The following is a 24362-nucleotide window of genomic DNA, read 5'->3' on the forward strand; positions in this document are numbered from 1 at the left end:
TAGATAAAAGCATCCATTATCATATGGGTGCTTTTTTTACCTCTTTTTTACCGTGATTAGCTCCGCTAAATTTTTACTGCACTTAAACAACCCATTACTATTTATGAAACAGATTGCTGGTTTTAGCAGCGAAAGATTTATTATTACTAAAGTGAATAAGATCTCTGATTCAGCTTATGTTATTTTTAGCATTGATTAAGAAATATAGAGTTGGAAGTTAATGTTTATTGGTTTTGATTACGGCAGTGCAAACTGCTCAGTGGGTATTGAGCAAGATGGTCAAGTGACACTTATTCCGATTAATGGTGATAGTTGTTTCTTATCTTCAACCTTATATGCCATGGATAGAGAACTTATCGCTGAAGCTGTTTATCACCGTATTGCTGATGGGCTAAAACCACAATATGCTCACCTGCGTTCATCGCAATTAAGCCGCGCCAGACAAGTCCGCCATGAGTTAGATATTTACCCAGACGAGCAAGTGGTATTTGTCGGCCCCGAAGCAATAGAGGCCTATTTAGAATTACCGGATGAAGGTTTCTATGTCCGGTCACCAAAATCATTTTTAGGCGCTAGTGGTTTAAGGGTCGATCAAGTGGCGTTATTTGAAGATATTGTCACCTTAATGATGCTTGAAGTGATGTCTCGGGCTAAAGCAGTAATTAAAGAGCCGATCACCAAAGCTGTCATTGGCCGACCTGTTAACTTTCAAGGTGTTGGCGGTGAGGAAAGTAATCAGCAAGCACAAGCTATTTTAGAAACAGCGGCTAAAAGAGCAGGCTTTGAACAAGTAAGCTTTTTATTTGAACCTATGGCTGCTGCGATGGATTATGAAGCGTCAATGACGTCCCACAAAACCGTACTAGTGGTTGATGTTGGCGGCGGCACCACCGATTGCTCTATGGTAAAAATGGGCCCAGAGTTACAACATAAAACCGATCGTAGTGATGATGTGCTTGGCCATAGTGGTCAGCGTGTTGGCGGTAACGATCTTGATATTGCCGTTGCCATGAACTGTTTTATGCCGCATTTAGGCCTAGGCTCTACATTAAAAAATAACCTTACAGTACCGCGACAACCATTTTGGAATGGCGTTGCTGTTAATGACATTAGTGCTCAGCGAGAATTTGGCTCTATTGCGACGGCTAAATTAATTGACGAACTCATTAAAGATGCCGAGCAACCAGCGCTTCTTAAACGACTTAAATCATTACGCTTGCATCAAATGAGCTATCAATTTGTTCGTCAAGCAGAGCAGTGCAAAATTGGCCTGTCACAGCAGACAGATTTTGATACAGATTTATCCTTTATTGAAGCGAACTTTGAGATTAATGTGGTACTAGAAGCTTTTGAAGCTGCAGTTCAGCAACCTGTTAGCAAATTAATCACTATTATGAAGCAAGCTGTAGAGTCTGCTGGCGCCGAGCCTGATGTGGTTTATGTCACTGGCGGCACAGCAAAAAGTCCGGTGATCCATCAATGTATTTCAAGCCAATTTAGTGAAGCAGAAATTATTGTCGGCGACCATTTTGGCAGTGTAACCAGTGGTTTAGTGCGTTGGGCGGGTAAAGTTTTTCAGCACTAATTTTTTAGCTGTGATTTAACGGTAAGCATTTAAGCATAAGCCAGTTACAACAGGTGTTATTAATCGTGTTGTAGCCAGTAAGGATAAACATCAATATGGTTCGAGCAATGATTCAAAACACGCCGGTAAATAAAATAACTGCAATGGCATTAGTGCTAGGGACTAGCTTATTAACCATGAGTTGCAGTGACGATGTTGGCAAGGTGAGTTTAGGGATGTTTACCACCAAAGACATTAAACTTAATAAGATGGTTGACCCGCTAGTACCTGGGGTAACTTGTCATGTTGCCAGTATTGAAGCGGATTTAAGCTTTTCAGATCCATCCGATTCATCTATTTCATGTCGTCAAACCGGTGAAATTACCTCGCAAATGATCGAGGCTATTGATAAGTCGGCATCGGGTGAGATTGTATTTAAAAAATCTAAAAGCATTTTCTTTAAAACTATGAAAATTAGACGTATTTTAGATGCTGAAAATCAAACTCTGATGTATGTGTCTTATTCGACCAAGGAAACATCGGGTAGTTACAAACACAGCTTATCGACCGTACCATTATGGGGCACCAAAGCTTATCAGCAGCCACAAGCGGCTTACTAGTTTTAAACTAATTTAGATAAATTTTACAGCATGAGGAGGGGAAATGGATTGTCCTTATTGTAAACAACAGCTTCATGCTGACGCACTAAAGTGTGGCCATTGCTTAGAATATTTATCGGGTCATATTTGTCCAGATTGTCACAGCAGCTTGCCTAAAGATGCCGTGGTTTGCCGTCATTGTCATTATCGCTTTAGTCAGTTGTCCATTGATGAAACTGAGCTGGCAATGGCCTTTAAAGCAGAGTTATTAGCCTCGGTTTTATTTCGATTTAGATTATTACCCCAAGAAATCGAAACTGATGTGGATAAAATTTGCATCAATGCACCGGGGCTATTTCGTTTGTGGAATAACACCGATGAAGTCCCGTGGAATAAAGTTGCCGGATTTAATTATCGCAGCGGCATTATTTGGGACCGCATCGAAATTGAAACCCGCGGTCAAAAGCCCAGTGTCATTTTGGGCTTGTCAAAGCACAATAGTGAGCAGTTACGAAAATTACTGCAATCTATTGTTAATGCTAATTAATTTTCTACTCGTCACATTATTATTAAGCGTGTTCAGATAATAATGTGACGGGGTTAAAGTGAAAATTGACAAGCCTCTCCATCCATAAGCAATGTTTTAAATTGCCGCTAAAAATGCATCCTTTAAACTGTCGTCTCTACTTCAGGGTGATTTACAGCATCATGTTGCTCTGCTCTACGTAGCATTAGCGCAATCACTTTAGAACACACTAAAGCCACTGCGACCATCACTACCGCCATGATAGTTAACATTTGAAAATAGTCACCATACATGTTTTGGGCGATGTCTTGGGTCAAGACTTGTCCTTTTTCAAGGGCAATATGAGTTGATAGCACTGCGCCCACAATCCCACTTAAAGCGATTGCCACTGAAAATAGGCTAACAGAAAAGTTTTCAATATGTGCGGGGGCAACAGACAAAATAAATGCCACTACCATTGAGCCGACAATCACTTCAGCAAGCGCTTGAAAAAAGTGCACTGCAAAAAAGACTTCAGGTCTAATGGTGACATCTGGGCCGATGTTTGAGATGAAATAGGTTAATATCCCAAATGCGATAGCTGTCATCACAAACGCCACCGACACCTTGGTTGCAGTCGACAGGTTAATGCCTTTTTTCTCTAAGGCAGAAAAAGCCATGGCGACCACAGGACCGCCAACCATACACCAGAGTGGGTTCATCGCCATTGCCGCTTCTGGTTGCAGTGGAATAAAGCCAAACAAATTGCCGCTCAGGGTATTAATGGCAACAATGTTCATGGATGTCATCATTTGTCCGTAATACACGAAAAAGCAGGTCGTTAAAAAAGTGGCAATTAAAATGGTGCCCATTCTAAGTTTTTCTGCGTGACCTACCTGAAACATCAAAGCAATGAAGTAACCAATTGCCATTAAGCCAATGGCATAAACGATATTTTGTCCAATTTCCATATTTGAGAACATGAAAAACACTAGGCCAACCATGGCGAAAGAAATAACAGCAAAGCCAAACCAGGCTTTAATTGATAGTGATTTTTGATCGATAGGTTTTCCTAAAGCTGAAAAAGGCTTTTTGAGCACCACAAGAACGAATAGGGCAACAGCTGCCAATATGGCAGAAAGCATGAAACCGCCAGTAAAACCAATATACAGAATTAACATCGGGAACAAATACTGCCCAGCAAAGGCGCCAATATTATTGACCGAGTAATTGATTGGGAAACCTTGTTCAAACTCTTTTTGAGAGTTAAATGTTCTTCTATAAAGGCTTGGGTAAGATGGCGACATTAACCCGCGGCCATAACTAGCGAGTGCTATACCAGCCATTGCGGTAGGGACATGTAATGAGGATGCGCCCACGACCAGTAGAATATAACCGGTAACAAATGCAGCATAACTAATGGTGAGTGAGCGATAAGCACCGAGTAATTTATCGGCGATAAAACCGCCTGCAATAGCAAATAATGGCCCGATAGCGGCGAATGCGCCGACAACCATCATGGTCTCGGATTCACCGTAATTGAGTTCTTCTAGAAAAAAGCGCGTAAGGCTGACGAGCACGCCATAAAAAGATAAGCCAAAAAGCATTTGGCAGACCATCATCGACTTGTTGAGTTTATTCCACATTTTTTAGGCCCTGATATTTGTATGTCGCTAACGACAATTGCCCACGAGCACTGTGACTCATGAGAGAAAGGTCGTTGTTCACACCTTGATTGCAGCAAGGGAATTGAGGGAAATTAGCAATTGTTTGATGAACTTCTGAATCGCTTATGTAGGACGCGATCCTACAAAAAGGGCTAAGGATTTTGATGCTGACGATCCAAAGTGATTGGCTTAAAATAGCGTATAGGTTGATTAATTCAGCAGTGACGCCATGGGGGCATTATAAAACAGTCACATAAGCTATTTTCATTGAGATATTTACTGACGATAAATCAGCTTGATGCCATAAAGCCGCACAGCACAGAGCACCTAAGGTATTGAAGCAAGCTTAGATATTTGTTTGATTAAATTATTAGGCTTTACACGTCTGGATGATTTTTCAGCGCATTTTGAACCAGTAAGTAGGCGCGCCAGTAATTAAATATGCCGCCTAATAAAAATAGGATACTGCCCAGCATATATTGCCAAGCAAGAAAGTTGAGAATAAGCAGGTGATCATTTGGCGATTCAAAAGCCCACAGATAAGGGATAGAGGCCATACCATAGAGAACTGAGCCGACAATAAAGGTGATTGCTGTTAGGTTCATCAATTGCAGTAATTGCACCGATTCAGCCTTGATAATCAGTAACACATTGGCTGCAGCGCCAAGCACAAACAATGTGCTGCCAATGATAAACAACCAAGTGCCGAGGATCAGATCATCAACCGCAGGGAAATAAGATATTCGGCCAAAAACAAAACATAGGGTACCCAGCAGATAACTGATACCTGCAAAATATTCTAATTTTAAATCAATCCCGTGGGATAGCTGGCTTTTCCAATGTCGCCTGATCTCAGCCATATCGTGAACATTAACCGCTAAGTAAATCAGTGAAGCGGCAAGAAAAAACCAACCGCCAATATGGGCATATTCAGCCCGACTTGGGAAAAAAAAGAAACTGCCAATAACAAAAAGAATACCGCCGACTTTATAAGCAATTGCGTTGATGGTTTCCCAGCGAAATTGTGCTCTAAGTTCTTTCTTATTTGCAGTTAAATTAAGAATACGTCGACGATTTGAAAATATATGCGGCATGTAAGTTTTGTCTCGGTTCTGGGGGGAAGAGGTTTCTTAAGTTAGTTTTGCTCATAATCTACAAGTACATCAATAAATGTGTTTTACTGACGTTTGTTTAACCTAGGTGCCTAAGCGTCTAAATTAACGCTTCGATATAAAAATTCTGCTACAACTGCCAAAGGATGATAAACCACAGCTGTGAATAAGTGAAATATTCAACTCCACATCAGCCTAATTATAATCGCTAGTTACATTTATTGTTAAAACGAGTTGTCGCGACAAGAGTTGGCGGTTTGGATACAAGAAACCCTTGATAAATGGATAAAACTGGATTGATGTTCGTATTATGCACAATCAAGGTGTCCTAGCAGAGGATGATTGGCACTTAATCGCTTGGAGTAATGCCTTAACTTATAGTCCAATATTTTCAGAAAATATAGTAGATAAATTTTCGCAAATTAGTAGTGAAACCTTTCTAATCATCGGCACTAGGGATAGAACAGGCCCTGGCCGAGGTTGGTTAAAAAAAGGTGTTAATAGAAAACTTGGAGATGACCAAAACCTTGGCAAACAAGCTCAGGCAATGATTAAAGGTTCAAGCCTTATTGAGTTGGAAGGTTTAGGTCACATGCCAAAATATGAAAATTATAAAGTTTTTCATGCGGCATTTACTCAAGTGATTGATGAATAGTTTACTTTGTTAATTAGGGTGACTTATCTATTTTAGCCATTCAAAACATTAAAAAGGCCGAACATATTACACTGTTCGGCCTTTTTATTATCGATTATTTGTGTTGTTGATAAGCTCTAAATCAGGGCTTAGCGCTTAGATTCAACCTCGTTATAACGCTCAAATGCTGCGGTTAAGTCGGCTATAAGATCATCGGGATCTTCAAGGCCAATATGTAGGCGAATAAGCGGCTTGCTGGTGTCCCATGTGGTGGCAGTTCTAATTTTATCAATGCCAAAGACACCGAGAATTAAACTTTCATAACCACCCCAAGAAAAGCCCATTTTGAAATGACGCATGTTTTCTACAAAAGCGGTCACAGAGGCTAAGTTGCCTTGTTTGAGTACGAATGAGAATAAGCCATTACCGCCACTGAAATCTCGCTGGTAAAACTCATGGCCCGGACAAGTTTCAAACCCAGGGTGGCGCAAGTGATCCACTTCAGGTCTGGTGGCTAACCAATTAGCGACCTTTAAGGCATTTTTGTCATGTTGGGCCATTCTGACGCCTAAGGTGCGTAAACCTCTTGCGGCAAGATAAACATCATCTGGTGAAGTGGTTTGACCCATGATGTAACTGTTTTCACGCAGTTGTTCCCAGCAGGCTTCATTAGCGGTTGCTGTGCCCATCATCACATCAGAGTGACCAACAATGTATTTAGTGGCAGCTTGAATTGAAATATCAACGCCCATCTCAAATGGACGACAATTGATAGGCGAAGCCCAAGTGTTATCGAGCATGACGACCATATCATGTTCGTGTGCGATACGACTTAAAGTGGGAACATCTTGAATTTCCATGGTGATAGAGCCTGGTGATTCAAGGAATAACACCTTGGTGTTGGGTTTAATCAGCGCTTTAATCCCTTCACCAATTAACGGATCGTAATAGGTGGTTTCAATGCCAAAGCCAGCTAACAGCTTATTACATAAATCGCGGGTGGGTTCGTAAGCATTATCAACCATTAATAAATGGTCACCACTTTTTAAAAATGACAATAACGCGCTGCTGATTGCTCCCGCACCTGACGGATACAAGGCGGTACCTACGCCACCTTCAAGTTCACTGATGGCTTGCTGAAATGAAAAATGCGTTGGGGTGCCACGGCGACCATAAAACATTTCGCCATTGGTTTTATTTTTAATGGCAAAACGCATGTCATCCATGGTGTCAAACACTACGGTTGAGGCGCGAAACACCGGTGGGTTAATAATCCCTTTGGTGTATTTTTTGTCTCTGCCGACACTGACGATTTGCGTGGCTAATTTGTCTTGCTGATTGCTCATAGATTCATTCCCAACTGGCACAACGGATGTTATGAATTATTGTTTTAGCCATCCTAACATCTATACGGCTAAAATAAAGGTTATTTTGAGTCTGCTAAGGGGAATATCAGCACGAACTTAACCCCACTGCCATCGGCTAGATTCTCAGCCTTAATGCTGCCTTGGTGAAACTCAGTCACTAATCTTGCAATGTACAAACCTAGCCCTAGATGCGGCTTGGCTTGCACGCCTTGTGGACGTATTGACACCATAGATTCAAAGATTTGCGCTGTCATGTCTGCAGGCAATAATGGCCCTTGGTTAGCCAGTTCGATAATCGCAGTTTTAGCGGTGCGTTTAAGTGTCAGCCTAATAGGATCATCAGTACTGAACTCAATGGCGTTATTAATCAGTTTATCCATCAGCTGCGCTATGTATTCAGGTACACCGAACATGATCATTGGGCCATCATCAATGTCTAGGGTAAATTGAGTTTCAGGGTAGGTATATTGATAACCTTGCATGCAGCCGCTAATGACTTCTGTTAAAGAAAACTGGCTTTGCTCTGCATGGGATAAACTGGCTTCTAAGCGGGTTGCTTCACTTAAGTTGTTTAAGATTAAATGCAAACGGCTGACACCTTCTTGAGCGCGAGCGACGTATTTTTCACTGCCAGGCTCAAGTTGTTGCAAGCTTAAATGCTCAAGGGATGAACGCACTACGGCAACTGGGGTACGTAGTTCGTGTGACAGCCTCGATGACATGTTCTCTAAGTAGTGGGTGTATTGACCTAAACGGCCAACAATATTGGCAAAGCTGCGAGATAAATCGCCAATTTCATCACGGGTTTTAGAGGGGACAATTTGTTGTCTCACTCGGCCTTGGCTATCGATAGCTTGTTCAGATTGATCTCTGAGTTTGCGAATGCGGCTTGAAATGCTGGATGCAAAGATAAACAGCGCCAAGGTGCCCATACTCATGATGGTTAAAATCACATTAAACAGTTTTTCTAGCGCGCGGTTACGCAGGGTACGAATTCCGTGGGTGGTTTCTTCAGCAATGACGGCGCCCATGACTTTATCATCAATCCAGATAGGACTGGCCGCGGCTAATACCACCGCTTTACTGTCAGGGGTTAAGCGCCAGGTTGAGCCTTGTTTTCCATTAAGGGCTTGTTGAATATGGCTGCCACTTAACTCGGTTGAGTCTTGCAATGAATCGACAAAATCCTGCGGCGGTTTAGTGAGGATTTTATAATATAGCGGCAATAGGTAATCAGTTTTAAATTGCCCCCAAATGCTAGGCTCACGGGTGTCATCTAAGCTTGATGACCAAAGATTATTGCTGGCGCGAATGTCACCCGATTTAGCTAATACCCGGCCATGATTATCAACCACCCAAATACGCGAGCTGTTATGACTCATACCTTTGATAATATTTTCAATTTCAGGTGATGGCACTAAGACTGTGCCTAAATGCGCCACAGAATCGATAGCTGAGGTACCGATAATAGTATTCACTGTACGGGTTTGGCTGTCATCAACATTGTAAATGGCGAACCCGAGTTTACTGCCTAGCATATTTAGCGGCATTCTAAATTCAATGTTATAACCTCTATCGGTGGCAAGCCATTGTCCTTGAATGCGAATTTCTGGTGTTACGGGCATTGATTGAGTTGGATCTTGTGGCAGCTCAAAGGCACTTAACCAACCGTCTTGAGTGTTGGCGACAATATAACGCTTAAATTGGCCATCAGGTGTTTGAGTGGCAATCACTAAATGATCGTTTTTATCTACCCGTAAGCTATTTTTACTACGATAGACCAGATGCTTATCGGCAACCTCAAAAAATCCATATAAATAGCCGGCGTATTTACCCACCATGTGACTAAAGTGAATATCAACGACTTGGTTTTCATTACGATTAAAAATCACGTGATCAGTGCCATAATTGATCACTCTATGCTGATATTGCTGCCAATCAGTCAGTTTACCATCAAGTTGAATTGGCCCCGAAAGTGGATAGGCGTATAAGTCGCGGCCTTTTTCAACCTGACTTAAAAAACTGGCTTGGTGATTAAACAGTTTCGGGCGTTCATGCAATGCGGTGGCTAAGGCTTGAGTGGTGCCCACCAAGGTTTTTTCTTGGCCGTGGCGCAGGTATTTTTCCATTTCCCACACGTATTCATAGCCAAGCCAAGGTAAGCACAGCAAAAATAGCGATAAGATAACGACTTTAGCGCGCAGCCCTATGGGAATATTAAACATTAACTGACACTGTCCCAGCGGTAACCCATGCCATACACGGTATCGATGCAATTAAAGTCTTTATCTGCGCTTAAAAACTTTTTACGAATACGTTTAACGTGGGAGGTAATGGTACTGTCATCGACAAATATTTTAGCTTCTTGCATTAAGTCTTGGCGACTTCGCACATGACCTGGATGTTTTGCCATCGCGTGCACCATCCAAAACTCTGTCACGGTCAACTCTATAGGTTGCTGCTGCCAGTACACCTGAATACGGTTGCCATCAATGGTGAGCTTGCCGTGTTCAATCAGGTTATCTTCAACGATGGCTGCGCCAATCAGTTCTGAGCGTCTAAATAAAGCGGCAATACGAGCAATTAAGTGCGGAAAGCTGACATCTTTTGATAGGTAATCATCAGCGCCTAATCTAAGGCCGCAAACGGTATCAAAGTCACTGTCTCGGGCGGTTAAAAAGATAATCGGTAAACTGCTAGACATAGATCGCAGCGACTGACATAAGGTAAAGCCGCCATCTATTTCGGTCTCAAGGCCAATATCAATAATGGCTAGGTCAGGTAAACGGGCATTAAAAGCCAACATGGCAGCAGGGCGGTTGGCATAACCCTGCACGCTATAGCCTTGTTGTTGCAGTAACTCTTTATAGTTTTCTCTAATGGCTACTTCATCTTCTACAATCGCAATTCTTTTCATATCACCATCTTTGTTTTGTCTTATATGGCTGACTATACATTATTTTTATGGCCAAAAAAGCGCTCCCTAGCAATTGCCATATTGTTGCCACATTTCATCGCTACATTGCCACTTTTACGCCCCTTAATTGCCATTTCAATGCTGTTTAATAGTTTCATCGAATGAGCAAACGTACTTCATTCAAATTTAATTATTAATCTGAAATAAAGGACAACACCATGAAAAAGCAATTAATCGCCATCGCAATCATCAGCAGTTTATCGATCGCCAACATTACTCACTTACACGCAGAAGAAATGAAACCAGCGATTGATTCAACCATCGATTCAAGTGATGTTTTAGCACAAACACCAGAAAGAGAGCACACAGAAGAGTTAGTCGGCTTGTCATCTGGGGCCATATTAGGCGCTGTGGTAGGCGGACCTGTTGGCGCCATCGTTGGCAGCTTTGTTGGGGTACTTATTGGTAAGACTGTGGGTGATGATTCTGAGATTGAAACTCAAAATGAGTTACTCGCCAAGCAACAACAGGCACTCGAGCTGCAAACTTATGAACTTACGGCGCTACATGAAAAGCAACAGTCTTTGGCGGAGGTCAATGATGAATATATACAAGTGCAGACGCAATTAGCCGATTTGCGCCATGCTCAAGAGCAAAAAATGCAAGAGCTGGCCATCGGGCTAAATGTGCAATTCAAAACCGGCTCAGCGACTATCGAGCCTCATTTTGAACAACAACTCGATGATGTTGCTTATGTGATGGCATTATCACCAGATTTGATGTTGGATTTAACCGGTTACGCTGACCGCCGCGGTGACAGTAAATTTAACCAAGCACTATCAGAGCAGCGTTTAATAGCAGTGACCAAGTATTTGGCTAATCAAGGCATAGCTGATGAACGCTTACATGCCAAAGCCTATGGCGCGACAGCGCCTTTACATGAGCAACAAAATTTTGAAAACGACTTTTTTGATCGCCGCGTGACTTTAAAAATTATCCCTGTGGGTGAAGCTTTAGCCGCTAATTAATATGACGAAAATTCAGTGTAAACCTTGGACTGGTGAGAATGCTGGTTTTGAGGTTTACGCTAATTTCATGGAGAGAAAACAATGAATATTAGTGTTAATCGTCATAGGGTGCATTACCTTTGCTCGAGCTTAATTTTACTGGGTTTAGTGATTTTGAATGTGCTATTTCCAGTATATGCAATGCCAACAAGTAAAGCAGATGGGCGCTCTGCTGAGATAACCCAGGGTGTGCTTGAATATATACAAGAGGGTGAAATCCACTATAGCTTGCCTTTATCCACCGATGTGTCAATGAAAGTATCTGGCTGGGTTAATCGCGTTAAGGTTAAGCAAACCTTTACCAATAACACCCAAGGCTTTATAAACGGTAAGTATCATTTTCCGTTATCCCACAATGGAGCGGTGGATCAAATGCGGTTAGTCATTGGCGAGCGTATTATTGAAGGCGAAGTACAACCAAAATTACAAGCCAAAGCCAACTTTGAAAAAGCCAAAGCTGCAGGTAAACGTGCCAGTTTAGTGAGTCAGCAAAGGGTGAATATTTTTACCACAGAAGTGGCGAATTTAGCCCCTAACGAGACTTTAACTGTTGAGATAAGTTATCAAGAAAAACTTAATTATAAAGAGGGTCAGTTTAGTTTACGGTTTCCAATGACCATTACGCCGCGTTATTCGCCAACAGCTTTATCAGAGCAAGTTTTAGTCGGTAATAGTGCTAGCAGTCAGAGTTCTAGTGAAAGTCCTAGTCGGCAACAGCGCCATAACCATTTGGGCATATTTGATTCTATTGCTGAAATGCTACCTGAGATGCTAACCGGCTTTAATTTGAATAACTTTGCAGAAGGGGCTGTAACTGATGATGCCTCTTCGGATTCTGCTGGTAATATCATGGTTAATATTAATGTCGAATTAAATACAGGTTTTGAACTTGGTGCGGTAACCAGTCCGTATCACAAAATTAAAGCAGCGCCAGTGGTAGGCAAGCAACAATGGATGGTAGAACTTGATCGCGCTGTGGTCGCCAATCAAGATTTTGTATTGAATTGGAAGCCTGTTGATGCAGCTAAATCGCATGCTGCAAATCATGCTGAAGTTGCGTTGCCGCTGCCATCAATGTTCATTCAACAAGGATTAACTCATCAATCAGCTGAACTTAGGTCAGCTAAAAATAGTATCAACAATCAAGATTATTACGGCTTAGTGATGTTAACGCCGCCACAAGTTAAAACGTATAACGGGGTCACTCCTCGGGAGTTAATCTTGGTTATTGATACCTCTGGCTCTATGGAAGGGGACTCTATAGTGCAGGCCAAACAGGCTTTACTGTCTGCGCTTGCAGGTTTAAGAACGAAAGATAAGTTTAATATTATTGGATTTAATCATCAGTTAACAAAACTATCTGCATCATCTTTGAAAGTTAACAGCCGTAATATTGCTAAAGCCAATCAATTTGTCCAAGGATTACAAGCCAATGGCGGCACTGAAATTAGCATGGCGCTTTCTGCCTCTTTGCTAATTCAAGATCAAAGCAATCAAATCGGGAGTGAAAACGCGCTACGTCAGGTGATATTTATTACAGACGGCGCGGTGGCTAACGAGCAAGGTTTATTTAAGCAAATAGAAGCCGACTTAGGTCAAAGTCGATTATTCACTGTCGGGATAGGCTCGGCCCCGAATACGCACTTTATGGAGCGCGCAGCCATGTTTGGCCGTGGCATTTACACCTACATTGGTAAAACGGCTGAGGTAAAACAAAAAATCGAAGGGTTACTGCAAAAGATTGAGCAACCAGTGGCAACAGATGTAAAAGTCACTTATCAAGACGGCACAATTCCTGATCATTGGCCTGCAAGAATCCCTGATTTATATACTGATGAACCAATCTTAGTCAGCTTTAAATCTCCGGCATACAATCAGCAAGATATTGTTATATCAGGCGAGACTCAGGGCGAATATTGGCAACTACAGATACCTAATCCACACCAGACTCGTCATTTAGATAATTCAGACATTGAGGCCCCAGGGTTAGATCTTATCTGGGCTAATGCGCAAATCAATGCCATTGAAGCCACCCAAACTAGGGCGAACAGTGAAAGAATAAAACAGCAAGTTAAAGCATTAGGAATGAAGTATCACCTGGTGACCTCACAAACAAGTCTAGTGGCGGTCGATAAAACCCCAGTTAATTTTACCCCTGAATTTAACGCTGATTATCAAGTTAAGCCACATTTACCAAAGGGATTACAAAAAGCAGGTGTCTTACCGCAAACAGCAACATCGAGCCGTTTGAATATACTCATTGGATTAAGCTTTTTATTGATTGCGCTTTTGCATGGACTTTGGCTTAAGCAGTGTCTTCCTGGTCAGCGGTTAACCATACCTAAGCATAAATAAGGAGCGCTGCGTTGATAAGTTTAAAAATGCTCATCCCTGGTTGTTTAGCCGTCTTAGGAGTCAGTTTTTTATCACATGGAGCCTATATGCAAGTTAAAGCGAATTTTGCGCAATATTTAATTGAGCAAGCATGGAATAAAACCTTGCAAGACCAAACACCCCATAAGCCTTGGAGCTGGGCTGATACGCATCCAGTTGGCAAGTTAATGCTTTATGCAGATAAAGAAACAGATGTTTATCCTGTAGGGGATCCTATGTTTGTGCTAGCGGGGGCTTCGGGCCGAAATTTGGCGTTTGGCCCAAGCTTGATGCTTAAAGGTGCAGGGGTTGGAGAGGTTGGTAATACAATCATTGCTGGCCACAGAGACACCCATTTTTCACACTTAAAAAATGTTAAAAAAGGCGACATCGTAGAATTAGAAACCGCAATTGGGCAAATACAAAGTTACTTAATAACCGGCATCGATATAGTACATGAAACGCAAACAGAGATACTCGATATGACGGCGGATAATCAGCTAACATTGATAACCTGTTACCCGTTTGAAGACTTGTCTGCAAGCAGTGATTACCGTTACGTGGTAACGGCAAAACAAGTAAATCACAGTTAGTTGTTTTAATTGGACGGTTTAATTTAACTCGCTACTTAATCGCTTTAACTATATAGGCATGACTCTATTACGCCCTAATCTTTTTGCTTGATATAACAACTGGTCAGCAGCCTCAATTAGCTGACTAGTTGTTTGATTTTCTTGCCACTGCACCACACCAAATGACGCATTGACATTATCAATTCGAGTGTCACTGCGCCTGTCTTTGACCCTGAGTTTTTCAATGGAGCGTCTCATGGCTTCGGCTAATTGTCTGGCGATCCTTAATTGGCTATTTGGGACGATAATGGCAAACTCTTCACCGCCAAAACGGTATAACTTTACCCCTTCTCGACAAGATTCCTGTAGCCGTTTGGCTACCACTCTAAGTACTAAGTCCCCAAGCTGGTGGCCATAAGTATCATTAAATAGTTTAAAGTTATCAATGTCAGCCATAATCAAGCAGCAGCCTTGGGGCGATTGTGCAATAACCGCATTAATATCGTCATTAAAGGCGCGACGATTTAACGTTTCGGTGAGTGCATCATACAAAACATCTTTTTCTGTTTTAGCCAGCTTTTGTTTTAAAATATTAATCTCGGACTGCGCTTTATTGAGTTGTTCAGTAAAACTCTTGCTACTTGATTGAATACGCGAAGATTCTTTAACCATACTGCGCACCACAGTGACCAATTGTTCCAGTGAAAAATCTTGGTTTTCAAACTCAGTTAATTTACGGACATTTTTTTGTATTTGAGATTGAAAAGTACGGGTGTCATGATGGGTATCTTTGATTGATTGAGATAACTCGCACACCATAGCATCAAGATTTTGACGCATAGTTCTGACATCTAACTCAACAGGATCGGCGATATGTTCTCGATACAGTAACTCACTTGAAACGGGTGAATATTGTTGATTTAGCTTAATATTTTCATCAAGTGCCAGATTTAGCTTAGGATTGGTTTCGCTAACATAGGCATACCAAAGTGCATAATTGGTTGGTGTTGTTGGAATGCTGTGTTTTAGCATTAAAGGTACGGCTTTTTTTAGATGAAGCGCGGCCGTTTTCAATAAATCGTTAGACATTCAATCCCTCAACAAAATAGGTAATAAAGCGAATGAACCAATTAGGTTTATCAATGAAATATAACAATTAATTAATGTGATAGATATTTTGTTAGTAAGTTTTTTGATAAACAGGCAAACCTTAAATAAAGTTTGCCCGTTTATTGATTGAAGATAAGATATTTTGCCGTGATTAAAAATGTAGTTGTTTAAAAGCGGTAGGACACTGCAAACATAGGGCCGGTGAAACCATAGTTTATGTTGTAATCTAGGGTACGATATTCTTCATCTAAAATACTTCTAGATTGTTCAATATCAACATCGACATCATAATAGTTATACGCCAGTGCTAATTGCCAGTTATCGCTAATTTTTGCCTGCACGCCAGCCCTGATGTCGACTAACGAACCTTTAAAATTATCATATTTGATCGCAAAATATTGAACATGGGCGCCAAATGTCCAACCAGGATAAAATTCATAGTTACCATATAAGCCGATATTAGGCAGAGGCGCAGTGATTGCGTTATCAACAACTTTTGGAGTAAAGGTCGTCGTATCACACAAACTATTGGGGTCACTGTGACCTTCACATAAACTAATATTGCCTTCGAAAATGGTTTCAACAAACATGGTGTGAATACCAATCGATGCGCCGACAAAATATTGTTCACCTTGCCAAATATCATAACCATAACCTAAACGGAGGATATCGATATTTAACGTGGTGGAAATAGTGGCACTACCATCAATAAGGTAATTCTGATCATTATCGCCAAATTCAGGGATTTCAATATCAAACCCCAGTTGTGGGGTTTCAGCATCTCGATGTAGAGATTTCCAATCAAGGTAAATATTATGACGGTCTTTGAAGTGATAGCGGAATTCGAAAAAAGGTAGAAATTGATCTTCTGTTAAAAGTAAGTCGTCTTCAAAATCAAGCAAATAGTAATTACCTGTATCTCTGGCACTTTTAACTAACATGGTGGAATCTGTATTGGCATAAAAAGCCCCGAGAGTAAATTTATACTCGTCAGCAGACACACTGTTAGATATACATAGGGCTGTCAATAGACCGATAGGGACTCGCTTTAACATTATTTCTCCGCACTCTATGGGGCTCATTTGGGGTAATAAATGAGGGTCGTGCATTATTATTTTTTTAGTTTTACTAGGCTAATATCTTAGCGCTGAAATATATTAGCATTATGTAAGCAAATGTGAAGTTTTTGTTGCTAAAGCGGTGGTTTTTTTGATCTAGTACAGGTTAACAAGCGTATTGGGCTAAAAACAAACGAAAGTCGCATTAAACCAGCTTGTTTAATGCGCATTTATAACCATACCTGATAATAACTACATCGTAGAGGGGCGCAGAATTGCTGTGGCTGATTGACAAGATTAAAAAGTAAAAGAGACTAATTCAGCACATAGGCATTAATCAAAATACATGCCCAAGTGATCCCACATAGGGCTAGGCTCATAAATACTGCTGCAGAGGCAGTATCTTTGGCTTGGCCACTTAAGGGATGAATTTCATCACTAATGCGATCCACTACAGCTTCAATTGCAGAGTTAACTAATTCGGTGATCAGAACAATAATTAAAGTCATGATTAACAGCAACTTTTCAATAAGGCTGACATCGACCATAATAGCCACTGGCAGTAAAATCCCCGCTAAAATCAGTTCTTGTCTGAATGCTGCTTCGTTAACCCATGCACTTTTAAGCCCTTTAAATGAAAAACCTGTCGCACGTAAGACACGTTTTAATCCATGATTGTTTTCAGGTTTCATATTGGCTGACTTAGTCCCTAAATGGTTTGGTGGATGATGGTCCAATTGATGACAAAAGTAGCCAAACATTGGCTAACTTATGGCAGTTTATTGATCATGCACTAAAATTGCTAATCAATTTGTTTAATTATTAGTTTACTTTTACGGCAACAGGATGTTGTTCCAAATACCAGCAAGGATGCAGCTATGTCTATTTTTTTATCAAAAACTATTGCTACGCCAGTGTCAGCTCTGTCGTTGATAGTAATTATATTGGCTGATTTTATAAGGCGTAATATATCAATCATCATGACAGTATTGAGTCTCTTTGCGCCCCCCATATTGTTTGCTGCAGATAAGCCAGCAATCCAACTTGCTACCAAAATCACTGAAGGAATTGATATTAATCAATATTATGTCAGTGAAAAGTTAGATGGTGTACGTGGTTATTGGACTGGGGACAAAATGCTTTCACGTTCAGGTCGAGAGTTCATTTTACCGCAATGGTTCGTGGCAGATTTTCCCAAGCAGGTTTTAGAAGGGGAGTTATGGCTAGGAAGAGCAAGCTTTGAAGCCATGTCAGGGCTTGCACGAAAAAATATCCCAGACAGTGAAATGTGGCGGCAAGTGAAGTTTATGCTGTTTGACTTACCTGAACATGGGGGCATGTTTCGTGACAGATACATAGCACTGCAACAGCTGGCCAAGCAGTCTAAATATCTGCAAGTCATACCCCAAGAAACGATAACCTCTGACACCATGCTGTATAAAAAACTGGATTTAGTCGTGAGTGCCCAAGGTGAAGGGCTAATGCTTCATCGCAAGCAAGCTTTTTATAAAGTAGGTCGCAGCCAAGATATTATGAAATTAAAACCCAAATATGATGCTGAAGCCATTGTTATTAAGCATATTGAAGGCAAGGGGAAATATACCGGTATGCTAGGGGCAATAGTTGTCAGCATGCCCGATGGGCTTGAGTTTAAAATCGGTAGCGGCTTTAGCGATGAACAAAGGCGTAAGCCGCCCCAAATAGGCGCAACGATAACTTATCAGTACTTAGGTCTAACCAAAAATGGTGTGCCACGATTCGCTCATTTTTTAAGAGAAAGACCTAAAATGTGATAGACATAAAAACAATTTTTAATACGCTGAAAAAGGAACTTATGTGAATACAATTAACTCGGTACTATTCGTATGCCTAGGTAACATCTGCCGCTCACCTAGCGCTGAAGCTGTGTTTCGTAGTAAAGCGGCTGAATATGGCTTAGTCATCGAGATTGCCTCTGCTGGCACCTTAGCTTACCACCAAGGTAATGCGCCCGATCCGCGCGCGATTAAAGCGGGCAATGCCAGAGGCTTAGACTTTTCAGGCATGTATGCAAGGCAAATCGCTCAGGCTGATTTTGAAAAATTTGATTTAATACTGGCTGCAGATATTTTTAACTTAAAGGACTTGCAGGCAATATGCCCGCAAGAACATCAACATAAGCTTAAATTAATGCTTAGTTATATGAGTGACGATGTAGCTGATTTTGATGAACTGAGTATGGATAAGTTTTCCCTTGAGCAAGTGAATCATGCCAAGGAAGTTCCTGACCCTTACTATGGCGGCGCTAATGGTTTTGAAACGGTTTTGGACTTACTGGAGTCTAGCCTTGATAATTTAGCAAAGCAGATAGCGAAAAACCGTTAATATTATCTATACATATTCGCTCTTTAACGGGTAAAAACAATAAAGGCTTAGCATTGCTGCTAAGCCTTTATTTTAAATATGTCGTTTATCAAACACATTGCAGATAAGCTGGATGTTTTTGTTAAAGCCTTATTCGCCTTGGTGACGTTTACCTGATCGTTTCAGATTTTCTTGCTCTAATTTCTGCTGCTTAATAGCTTCTTTTTCAGCCAACACTCTAGCGACTTCTTCTTTCTCGATTTCGGCCATTTCAGGGGTTTCAAGGGTAAGTAGCCCTGTTTTGCCAGAGCGGAATTCATGTAACAGTAATTCTGATGCTTTATGTAAATCGATACGGCCACCAGGTCTTAGTGCTCCGCGCTTACGGCCAATTTCTTCAAGTAATTCAATGTCGGTTTCTGGCAATGATTTAAGCTTATAACGCTCACAAATTTCTTGTGGGTAAGCTTTTAAGAAATATTCAGCAGCAAACATGGCAACGTCTTCATATTCCATTGCGGTGTCTTTAATTGCACCAGTAACAGCAAGGCGGTAGCTACTGGCTTCGTTATCTACTTTAGGCCATAAAATACCCGGCGTATCTGATAGTACGATGCCATTTCGTAAATTAATTCGTTGTTGACGTTTAGTTACAGCTGGCTCATTACCGGTTTTAGCAATGGTTCTACCTGCAAGTGTATTAATGATGGTAGATTTACCAACGTTAGGGATCCCCATGATCATGGTACGAATATCTTTTTCGATTTTGTCTCTGGCAGGTACCAGTTTGCGGCAGATATCAGGAATGTTTTTGACCTGACCAGGTTGTAGTGTGGTGATAGCAGTGGCTTTTACGCCTTGTTCCTGCTCAAGGTACTCAATCCAACGCGCCGTGACTTTTGGATCTGCTAAGTCAGACTTGTTCAGTAGTTTGATACATGGCTTATCGCCCCTTAGCTTAGAAACCATTGGGTTTTCACTACTGTAAGGAATACGGGCATCAAGCACCTCAATAACAAGATCGACTTGAGGCATTGCCTCTTCAATCTCTTTACGAGCTTTATGCATGTGACCTGGATACCATTGAATTGCCATGATTTTGCCTTTTATAAATCTACTACTAACAAAGGGGGCATATTCTACCTTGTTATGAGTAAAAATGATAAAAAAAAGCGCCTATTGGCGCTTTAATATCATTAACGATGTCACTAAATAAGCAGTAGGGTTAAATAACCCCAAGCTCACGCAGTCTTTCCATTAAGTAGCTGTCAGCGGTGTGACGCTCTGACAATACTACTTCTGGATTTGGGTGTAAGAATAGTGGTAATGAAATTCTTGATTTAGTTTTATCACTGCCTTGAGGGTTAATCACCCGATGTGACGTTGAAGGGTAGTAACCTGCTGATGCCTCTTGTAGCATATCACCGATATTGATAATGATATTACCAAAGTCACTGGGTACATCAACCCAGTTACCTTCTTTGGTTTTAACTTGTAGTCCTGGCTCATTGGCAGCAGGTAGTACAGTAATAAGGTTTATGTCCTCATGTGCAGCAGCTCTGATAGCGCCTAACTCTTCATCGCCAAGCATTGGCGGGTAGTGCAGTACTCTTAATAATGTCTTCTGACTATTTTCAATCATTTGTGGTAATGGCATTGAGAATTTGTCAGCAATATCCTTAGGTGCGTACTCTTCAATCCAGCCGAGTAACTCTGCTGCTAGCGCGTTGGCATGTGCATAATAGGCTAAGATATTTTGTTTTAACGATTCAGGAATACGGCCCCAAGGATAAACGTGAAAATATTCTTTGATATCTTTTACGCTATGGCCTTTAGCGGTTTCTGAAATTGAAGCAGGGAAAAATCCATCTTGGGTTTCTGGTTTAAATAGATAATCATTTTTTTGTTCAGATTGAAAAAAGGCATACCACTCTTGATAAATTTTTTCGACCAGTTCTTGACTGACTGGGTGGTTAGAAAGAACGCCAAACCCGGTTTCTCTTAATGAAGCGACAAACTGTTGTGGACAATCTTTTGCGCGGTAATCAATTGTTTCTACTTTCATATTTTTCTTCTATTGTTTTTATTTGACCCAGCGCGATTCTAACCTTGGTCACACTTTGTCGCAATTTTTTGATGCGAAATATGTCTTGGTCAGTCGAAATAGTGATCTTTATTGTGCATACTGCCATAGTTGTAATACTTGCAGTACAGTAAACCTAATCAAAACAGAAGTAGAGATGGAACTCATGAAGCAGTTAACGGAATTCGAAAAGTATGTGATTGAACAAAAAGGAACTGAGCAACCTTTTAGCGGCGAATACGTCAAACATGATGCCCCAGGGGTGTATTTATGCAAAAAGTGCTTAGCGCCTCTGTATAAAAGTGAGCATAAATTTAATGCTCATTGTGGTTGGCCTGCTTTTGATGATGAAATACCGGGAGCAATTGACCGAACTCCCGATGAAGATGGCCATCGAATCGAAATCACCTGCCGAAAATGTGACGGCCACCTAGGGCATATATTTGAAGGCGAAATGTTAACCGCTAAAAATATCCGTCACTGTGTCAATTCTGTTTCGATGATATTTCAAACGGCAGATGAATTACAAAAAGTAAATAGTAATCAGTTTGCTACTTTTGGCGCGGGCTGTTTTTGGTGCATTGAAGCGGTATTTAATGAGTTAAAGGGAGTGATTGAGGTAACGCCAGGCTACAGTGGCGGTAGTGGTAGCGATGCAAATTATATGGCGGTATGTTCTGGTGATACTGGACATGCTGAAGTTATATTGGTGGAATTTGATCCTAGTATCATTAGTTACCAAAGCTTACTGGCGGTTTTCTTTGCCATTCACAATCCCACCACCTTAAATCAGCAGGGTAATGATAAAGGTCCGCAATACCGTTCAGTTATTTTTACTCATTCAACAGAGCAGGTTGATCAAGCGACCATCGCTATTAGTAAACTAATTCAGCAAGCCATTTGGCCTAAACCTATAGTGACCGAAGTTGCCATGTTCGAAGCTTTTTATCCTGCAGAAAGTGTTCACGAAAATTATTATGCTAATAATGCTGAGCAGCCATATTGTGAGTTAATTATTAAACCAAAATTTGAAATGGCGATGAAACGATTTGAGCAGTTGTTAAAGGACACTGATAAATAATGACTAGCTAAGGTTAGTTTACATCGGCAACAAAAAAGGCGAACTGAGTTCGCCTTTTTTAATGTGTAAACCTAACGATTAAGAGTCTAATGCGTCGTCAGCCACTTTGTAATGGGGATCTTCAATCACATTGACCTCGACTAACGCTCTAGCTTTATGGAGTAAATCTTTACAATCACCGCTCAAATGGCGCAAGTGTAACTTCTTACCGGCAGCAAGATAACGCTCTGCTAAGGTGTCAATTGCATCGAGGGCAGAATGATCTGCAACCCGTGAGTTTTGGAAGTCTACGATAATGTCTTCAGGATCATTCTCTGCGTCAAACAGCTCTAAGAAATTAGATACCGAACCAAAAAATAACGGTCCATTTAATTTGTAAACTTTCCAACCGTTGGCATCAATATTGGTTTCAACATTAATATGTTTGGCATGCTCCCAAGCAAAGACTAATGCAGACACAATAACGCCGACAAATACTGCGAAGGCTAAATCTGTGAACACGGTTACCGTTGTTACTAACACAATGACAAACGCATCATGCTTAGGCACTTTGCCCATGACTTTGAAACTGGCCCATTCAAAGGTACCTAAAACGACAATGAACATAACCCCAACTAATGCAGCTAACGGAATTATTTCAATAAAGGCTGCACCAAATAAGATAAATGCCAATAAAGCGAGTGCTGCAGTGATCCCTGATAATCGTCCACGACCGCCAGAGTTGATGTTAATCATCGATTGTCCAATCATCGCACAGCCACCCATAGCGCCGAAAAAGCCACTGGTAATATTACCAACACCTTGACCAACACATTCTTTGTTACCTTTACCACGGCTGTTAGTCATTTCATCAATAACGGTTAGCGTCAGCAATGATTCAATCAAGCCTACAGCAGCAAGAATACAGGCATAAGGCAGAATGATATAAAGCGTTTCTAGCGTGAATGGGACACTTGGGATAGCAAAGCTTGGCAGGCTACCAGCAATTGTTGCTTGTTCATCGCCGCTCATGGTTTTTAAGAAATCGAGTACATTGCGAGTATCTAAATCTAAGCCTACAACCAATGCCGTTACCGTTAAAATAGCCACCAATGAAGAAGGGATAGCAGTGGTTATTTTGGGTAAGAAGTGAATGATCGCCATAGTTAGTGCCACTAAAGCTAACATAATCATTAGGGGCTCTTGTGCAAGCCATACCATGTTGCCAGCAGCATCTTTTACTTTAAATTGGCCTAATTGTGCAAGGAAAATCACAATGGCTAAGCCATTCACAAAACCTATCATCACAGGATAAGGAACAATACGGATAAATTTACCCAGTTTAAAAATACCGGCAGAAATTTGTATTATCCCTGCCAGTACTACTGCGGCAAATAGGTATTGAACACCATGTTCAACCACCAGTGATACCATAACAACAGCCATCGCGCCGGTAGCGCCAGAAATCATCCCAGGACGGCCACCAATAACAGCAGTAATTAGCCCCATGATGAAGGCTGCGTAAAGTCCTACCATAGGCTCAACTTGTGCGACAAAAGCAAAAGCAACGGCTTCAGGAATAAGCGCGAGTGCAACGGTTAAACCAGATAATATATCTGCTTTGCCGCTACTGGTTTTATGACGTAGTAGATCGAACATTTAACCTCTGAAATCTATTGATGTGTTTGATAATAAAAGTGTGAGCATGTTAACAAAAATGACAAACCTTCTAAACCTGAAATTAAACTTAATTTGTGCTAATTCGTATCGTTAGGGTTTTAGAGAGAATTTTTAAGAGGATAAGCTAAGCTTGATATTTTCGTTAGTAACAGAAAAACTAGATCACAGCTGAGGTTTTATAATCAGGATTAATATCAAGGCTTGATAAGGGCTGGTAGTTTGAACAGTCTCTAAGTTTTTAGTAAAAGTTAAGCATAAAAAAACCACGCTAAGAAGCGTGGTTTTTATTACCATCAAAGGTGAATGCTAACAGTTATGCTTTAGACATATCTGCTGAAGCACTATTGGCCACTTTTGACTTAACGCTATTGGCTTCAGTTTGCGAAGCTTGATACTCGCGGCCTTTTGGCACAGCTTGCTGAGTACGAACCTCTGTTACTGGCTTAGTCGTATCTGACATGACCATAGAGCCGAAGCGGCTAGCGACAGGTGCTTTTTTAACAGCTGGTTCAGCTTTAACTTCGGTTGGTGCGACAGTTGTTGGTGCGACTGCGGCTTTACGTTGTATTGCAACAGGCTTAGTCATAGGTGCAGATGCAACCGTTTTAACTTCAACTTTAGCTGTTTCAGGTTTAACTTCAACCGCTGGCG

General features: G+C 41.2%; 22 protein-coding genes. 10 read left to right on the forward strand and 12 right to left on the reverse strand.

Annotated features, from left to right (window positions below; translation table 11 throughout):
* Positions 1-220: 220 nt before the first annotated feature.
* From yegD to AB4140_RS17755, 3 genes are all read left to right on the forward strand, one after another.
* Positions 221-1585 (forward strand): molecular chaperone, encoded by a 1365-nt coding sequence (yegD, locus tag AB4140_RS17745; RefSeq protein ID WP_372002009.1) that lies wholly within the window; start codon positions 221-223, stop codon positions 1583-1585.
* A gap of 143 nt (positions 1586-1728) precedes the next feature.
* Positions 1729-2184, forward strand: coding sequence for a CreA family protein (locus tag AB4140_RS17750; protein ID WP_372002022.1), 456 nt, complete (start codon positions 1729-1731; stop codon positions 2182-2184).
* A gap of 43 nt (positions 2185-2227) precedes the next feature.
* Positions 2228-2710 (forward strand): zinc ribbon domain-containing protein, encoded by a 483-nt coding sequence (locus tag AB4140_RS17755; protein ID WP_372002011.1) that lies wholly within the window; start codon positions 2228-2230, stop codon positions 2708-2710.
* Between the two features lie 122 nt (positions 2711-2832).
* Here AB4140_RS17755 and AB4140_RS17760 read toward each other — a convergent pair whose 3' ends face one another.
* Positions 2833-4314 carry a peptide MFS transporter gene (locus AB4140_RS17760; protein WP_303410007.1) on the reverse strand — a complete coding sequence of 494 codons (1482 nt, stop codon included), beginning with the start codon at positions 4312-4314 and terminating at the stop codon, positions 2833-2835.
* 398 nt (positions 4315-4712) lie between these two features.
* Positions 4713-5429, reverse strand: coding sequence for a YrhK family protein (locus AB4140_RS17765; protein WP_102439603.1), 717 nt, complete (start codon positions 5427-5429; stop codon positions 4713-4715).
* 328 nt (positions 5430-5757) lie between these two features.
* On the opposite strand from AB4140_RS17765, the gene AB4140_RS17770 reads away from it, so the two are divergent.
* Positions 5758-6102 (forward strand): hypothetical protein, encoded by a 345-nt coding sequence (locus AB4140_RS17770; RefSeq protein ID WP_372002013.1) that lies wholly within the window; start codon positions 5758-5760, stop codon positions 6100-6102.
* A gap of 128 nt (positions 6103-6230) precedes the next feature.
* Here AB4140_RS17770 and AB4140_RS17775 read toward each other — a convergent pair whose 3' ends face one another.
* From AB4140_RS17775 to pdsR, 3 genes are all read right to left on the reverse strand, one after another.
* Positions 6231-7427, reverse strand: a complete 1197-nt coding sequence (locus AB4140_RS17775) for a cystathionine beta-lyase (RefSeq protein ID WP_303459243.1) — start codon at positions 7425-7427, stop codon at positions 6231-6233.
* A gap of 80 nt (positions 7428-7507) precedes the next feature.
* On the reverse strand, positions 7508-9673 hold the full coding sequence (gene pdsS / locus AB4140_RS17780; protein ID WP_102439605.1) for a proteobacterial dedicated sortase system histidine kinase: 2166 nt from the start codon (positions 9671-9673) through the stop codon (positions 7508-7510).
* On the reverse strand, positions 9673-10365 hold the full coding sequence (gene pdsR / locus AB4140_RS17785; RefSeq protein WP_102439606.1) for a proteobacterial dedicated sortase system response regulator: 693 nt from the start codon (positions 10363-10365) through the stop codon (positions 9673-9675). Before pdsR ends, pdsS begins: the two co-directional genes overlap by 1 nt.
* A 218-nt stretch (positions 10366-10583) precedes the next feature.
* On the opposite strand from pdsR, the gene pdsO reads away from it, so the two are divergent.
* The 3 genes from pdsO (at position 10584) to AB4140_RS17800 (ending at position 14398) form a co-directional block, all read left to right on the forward strand.
* Positions 10584-11393, forward strand: coding sequence for a sortase-associated OmpA-like protein PdsO (gene pdsO, locus AB4140_RS17790; protein ID WP_102439607.1), 810 nt, complete (start codon positions 10584-10586; stop codon positions 11391-11393).
* Positions 11394-11474: 81 nt separating this feature from the next.
* The gene (locus tag AB4140_RS17795) at positions 11475-13787 is read left to right on the forward strand and encodes a marine proteobacterial sortase target protein (RefSeq protein WP_372002016.1); all 2313 of its coding nucleotides are present in this window, start codon (positions 11475-11477) and stop codon (positions 13785-13787) included.
* Positions 13788-13813: 26 nt separating this feature from the next.
* Entirely contained in the window at positions 13814-14398 is a 585-nt protein-coding gene (locus AB4140_RS17800) for a class GN sortase (RefSeq protein WP_102476395.1), read from the forward strand.
* A gap of 48 nt (positions 14399-14446) precedes the next feature.
* On the opposite strand, the gene AB4140_RS17805 is transcribed toward AB4140_RS17800, so the two are convergent.
* From AB4140_RS17805 to AB4140_RS17815, 3 genes are all read right to left on the reverse strand, one after another.
* Complete coding sequence (locus AB4140_RS17805) at positions 14447-15466, reverse strand: GGDEF domain-containing protein (RefSeq protein WP_102439610.1); 1020 nt, start codon at positions 15464-15466, stop codon at positions 14447-14449.
* Between the two features lie 188 nt (positions 15467-15654).
* The gene (locus AB4140_RS17810) at positions 15655-16542 is read right to left on the reverse strand and encodes a hypothetical protein (RefSeq protein ID WP_241901034.1); all 888 of its coding nucleotides are present in this window, start codon (positions 16540-16542) and stop codon (positions 15655-15657) included.
* A 317-nt stretch (positions 16543-16859) separates the two neighbouring features.
* On the reverse strand, positions 16860-17237 hold the full coding sequence (locus AB4140_RS17815) for a diacylglycerol kinase (protein ID WP_372002024.1): 378 nt from the start codon (positions 17235-17237) through the stop codon (positions 16860-16862).
* Positions 17238-17423: 186 nt separating this feature from the next.
* Here AB4140_RS17815 and AB4140_RS17820 point away from each other — a divergent pair, with 186 nt between their 5' ends.
* Positions 17424-18338 (forward strand): DNA ligase, encoded by a 915-nt coding sequence (locus AB4140_RS17820; RefSeq protein ID WP_241904990.1) that lies wholly within the window; start codon positions 17424-17426, stop codon positions 18336-18338.
* A gap of 43 nt (positions 18339-18381) precedes the next feature.
* Positions 18382-18909 carry a low molecular weight protein-tyrosine-phosphatase gene (locus tag AB4140_RS17825; protein WP_102476393.1) on the forward strand — a complete coding sequence of 176 codons (528 nt, stop codon included), beginning with the start codon at positions 18382-18384 and terminating at the stop codon, positions 18907-18909.
* Positions 18910-19038: 129 nt separating this feature from the next.
* Here AB4140_RS17825 and ylqF read toward each other — a convergent pair whose 3' ends face one another.
* The gene (ylqF, locus tag AB4140_RS17830) at positions 19039-19983 is read right to left on the reverse strand and encodes a ribosome biogenesis GTPase YlqF (RefSeq protein ID WP_076536189.1); all 945 of its coding nucleotides are present in this window, start codon (positions 19981-19983) and stop codon (positions 19039-19041) included.
* A gap of 130 nt (positions 19984-20113) precedes the next feature.
* The gene (locus tag AB4140_RS17835; protein WP_372002019.1) at positions 20114-20953 is read right to left on the reverse strand and encodes an isopenicillin N synthase family dioxygenase; all 840 of its coding nucleotides are present in this window, start codon (positions 20951-20953) and stop codon (positions 20114-20116) included.
* A 184-nt stretch (positions 20954-21137) separates the two neighbouring features.
* Here AB4140_RS17835 and AB4140_RS17840 point away from each other — a divergent pair, with 184 nt between their 5' ends.
* On the forward strand, positions 21138-22052 hold the full coding sequence (locus AB4140_RS17840; protein WP_102530768.1) for a bifunctional methionine sulfoxide reductase B/A protein: 915 nt from the start codon (positions 21138-21140) through the stop codon (positions 22050-22052).
* A gap of 78 nt (positions 22053-22130) precedes the next feature.
* Here the strand turns inward: AB4140_RS17840 and AB4140_RS17845 are convergent, their stop codons facing one another.
* The gene (locus AB4140_RS17845) at positions 22131-23690 is read right to left on the reverse strand and encodes a SulP family inorganic anion transporter (protein ID WP_076536194.1); all 1560 of its coding nucleotides are present in this window, start codon (positions 23688-23690) and stop codon (positions 22131-22133) included.
* A 334-nt stretch (positions 23691-24024) separates the two neighbouring features.
* A partial coding sequence (locus tag AB4140_RS17850; RefSeq protein ID WP_157936256.1) for a hypothetical protein occupies positions 24025-24362 on the reverse strand: 338 nt, incomplete at its 5' end.

This window comes from Shewanella sp. 10N.286.51.B2, assembly GCF_041469265.1.
GTDB lineage: Bacteria > Pseudomonadota > Gammaproteobacteria > Enterobacterales > Shewanellaceae > Shewanella.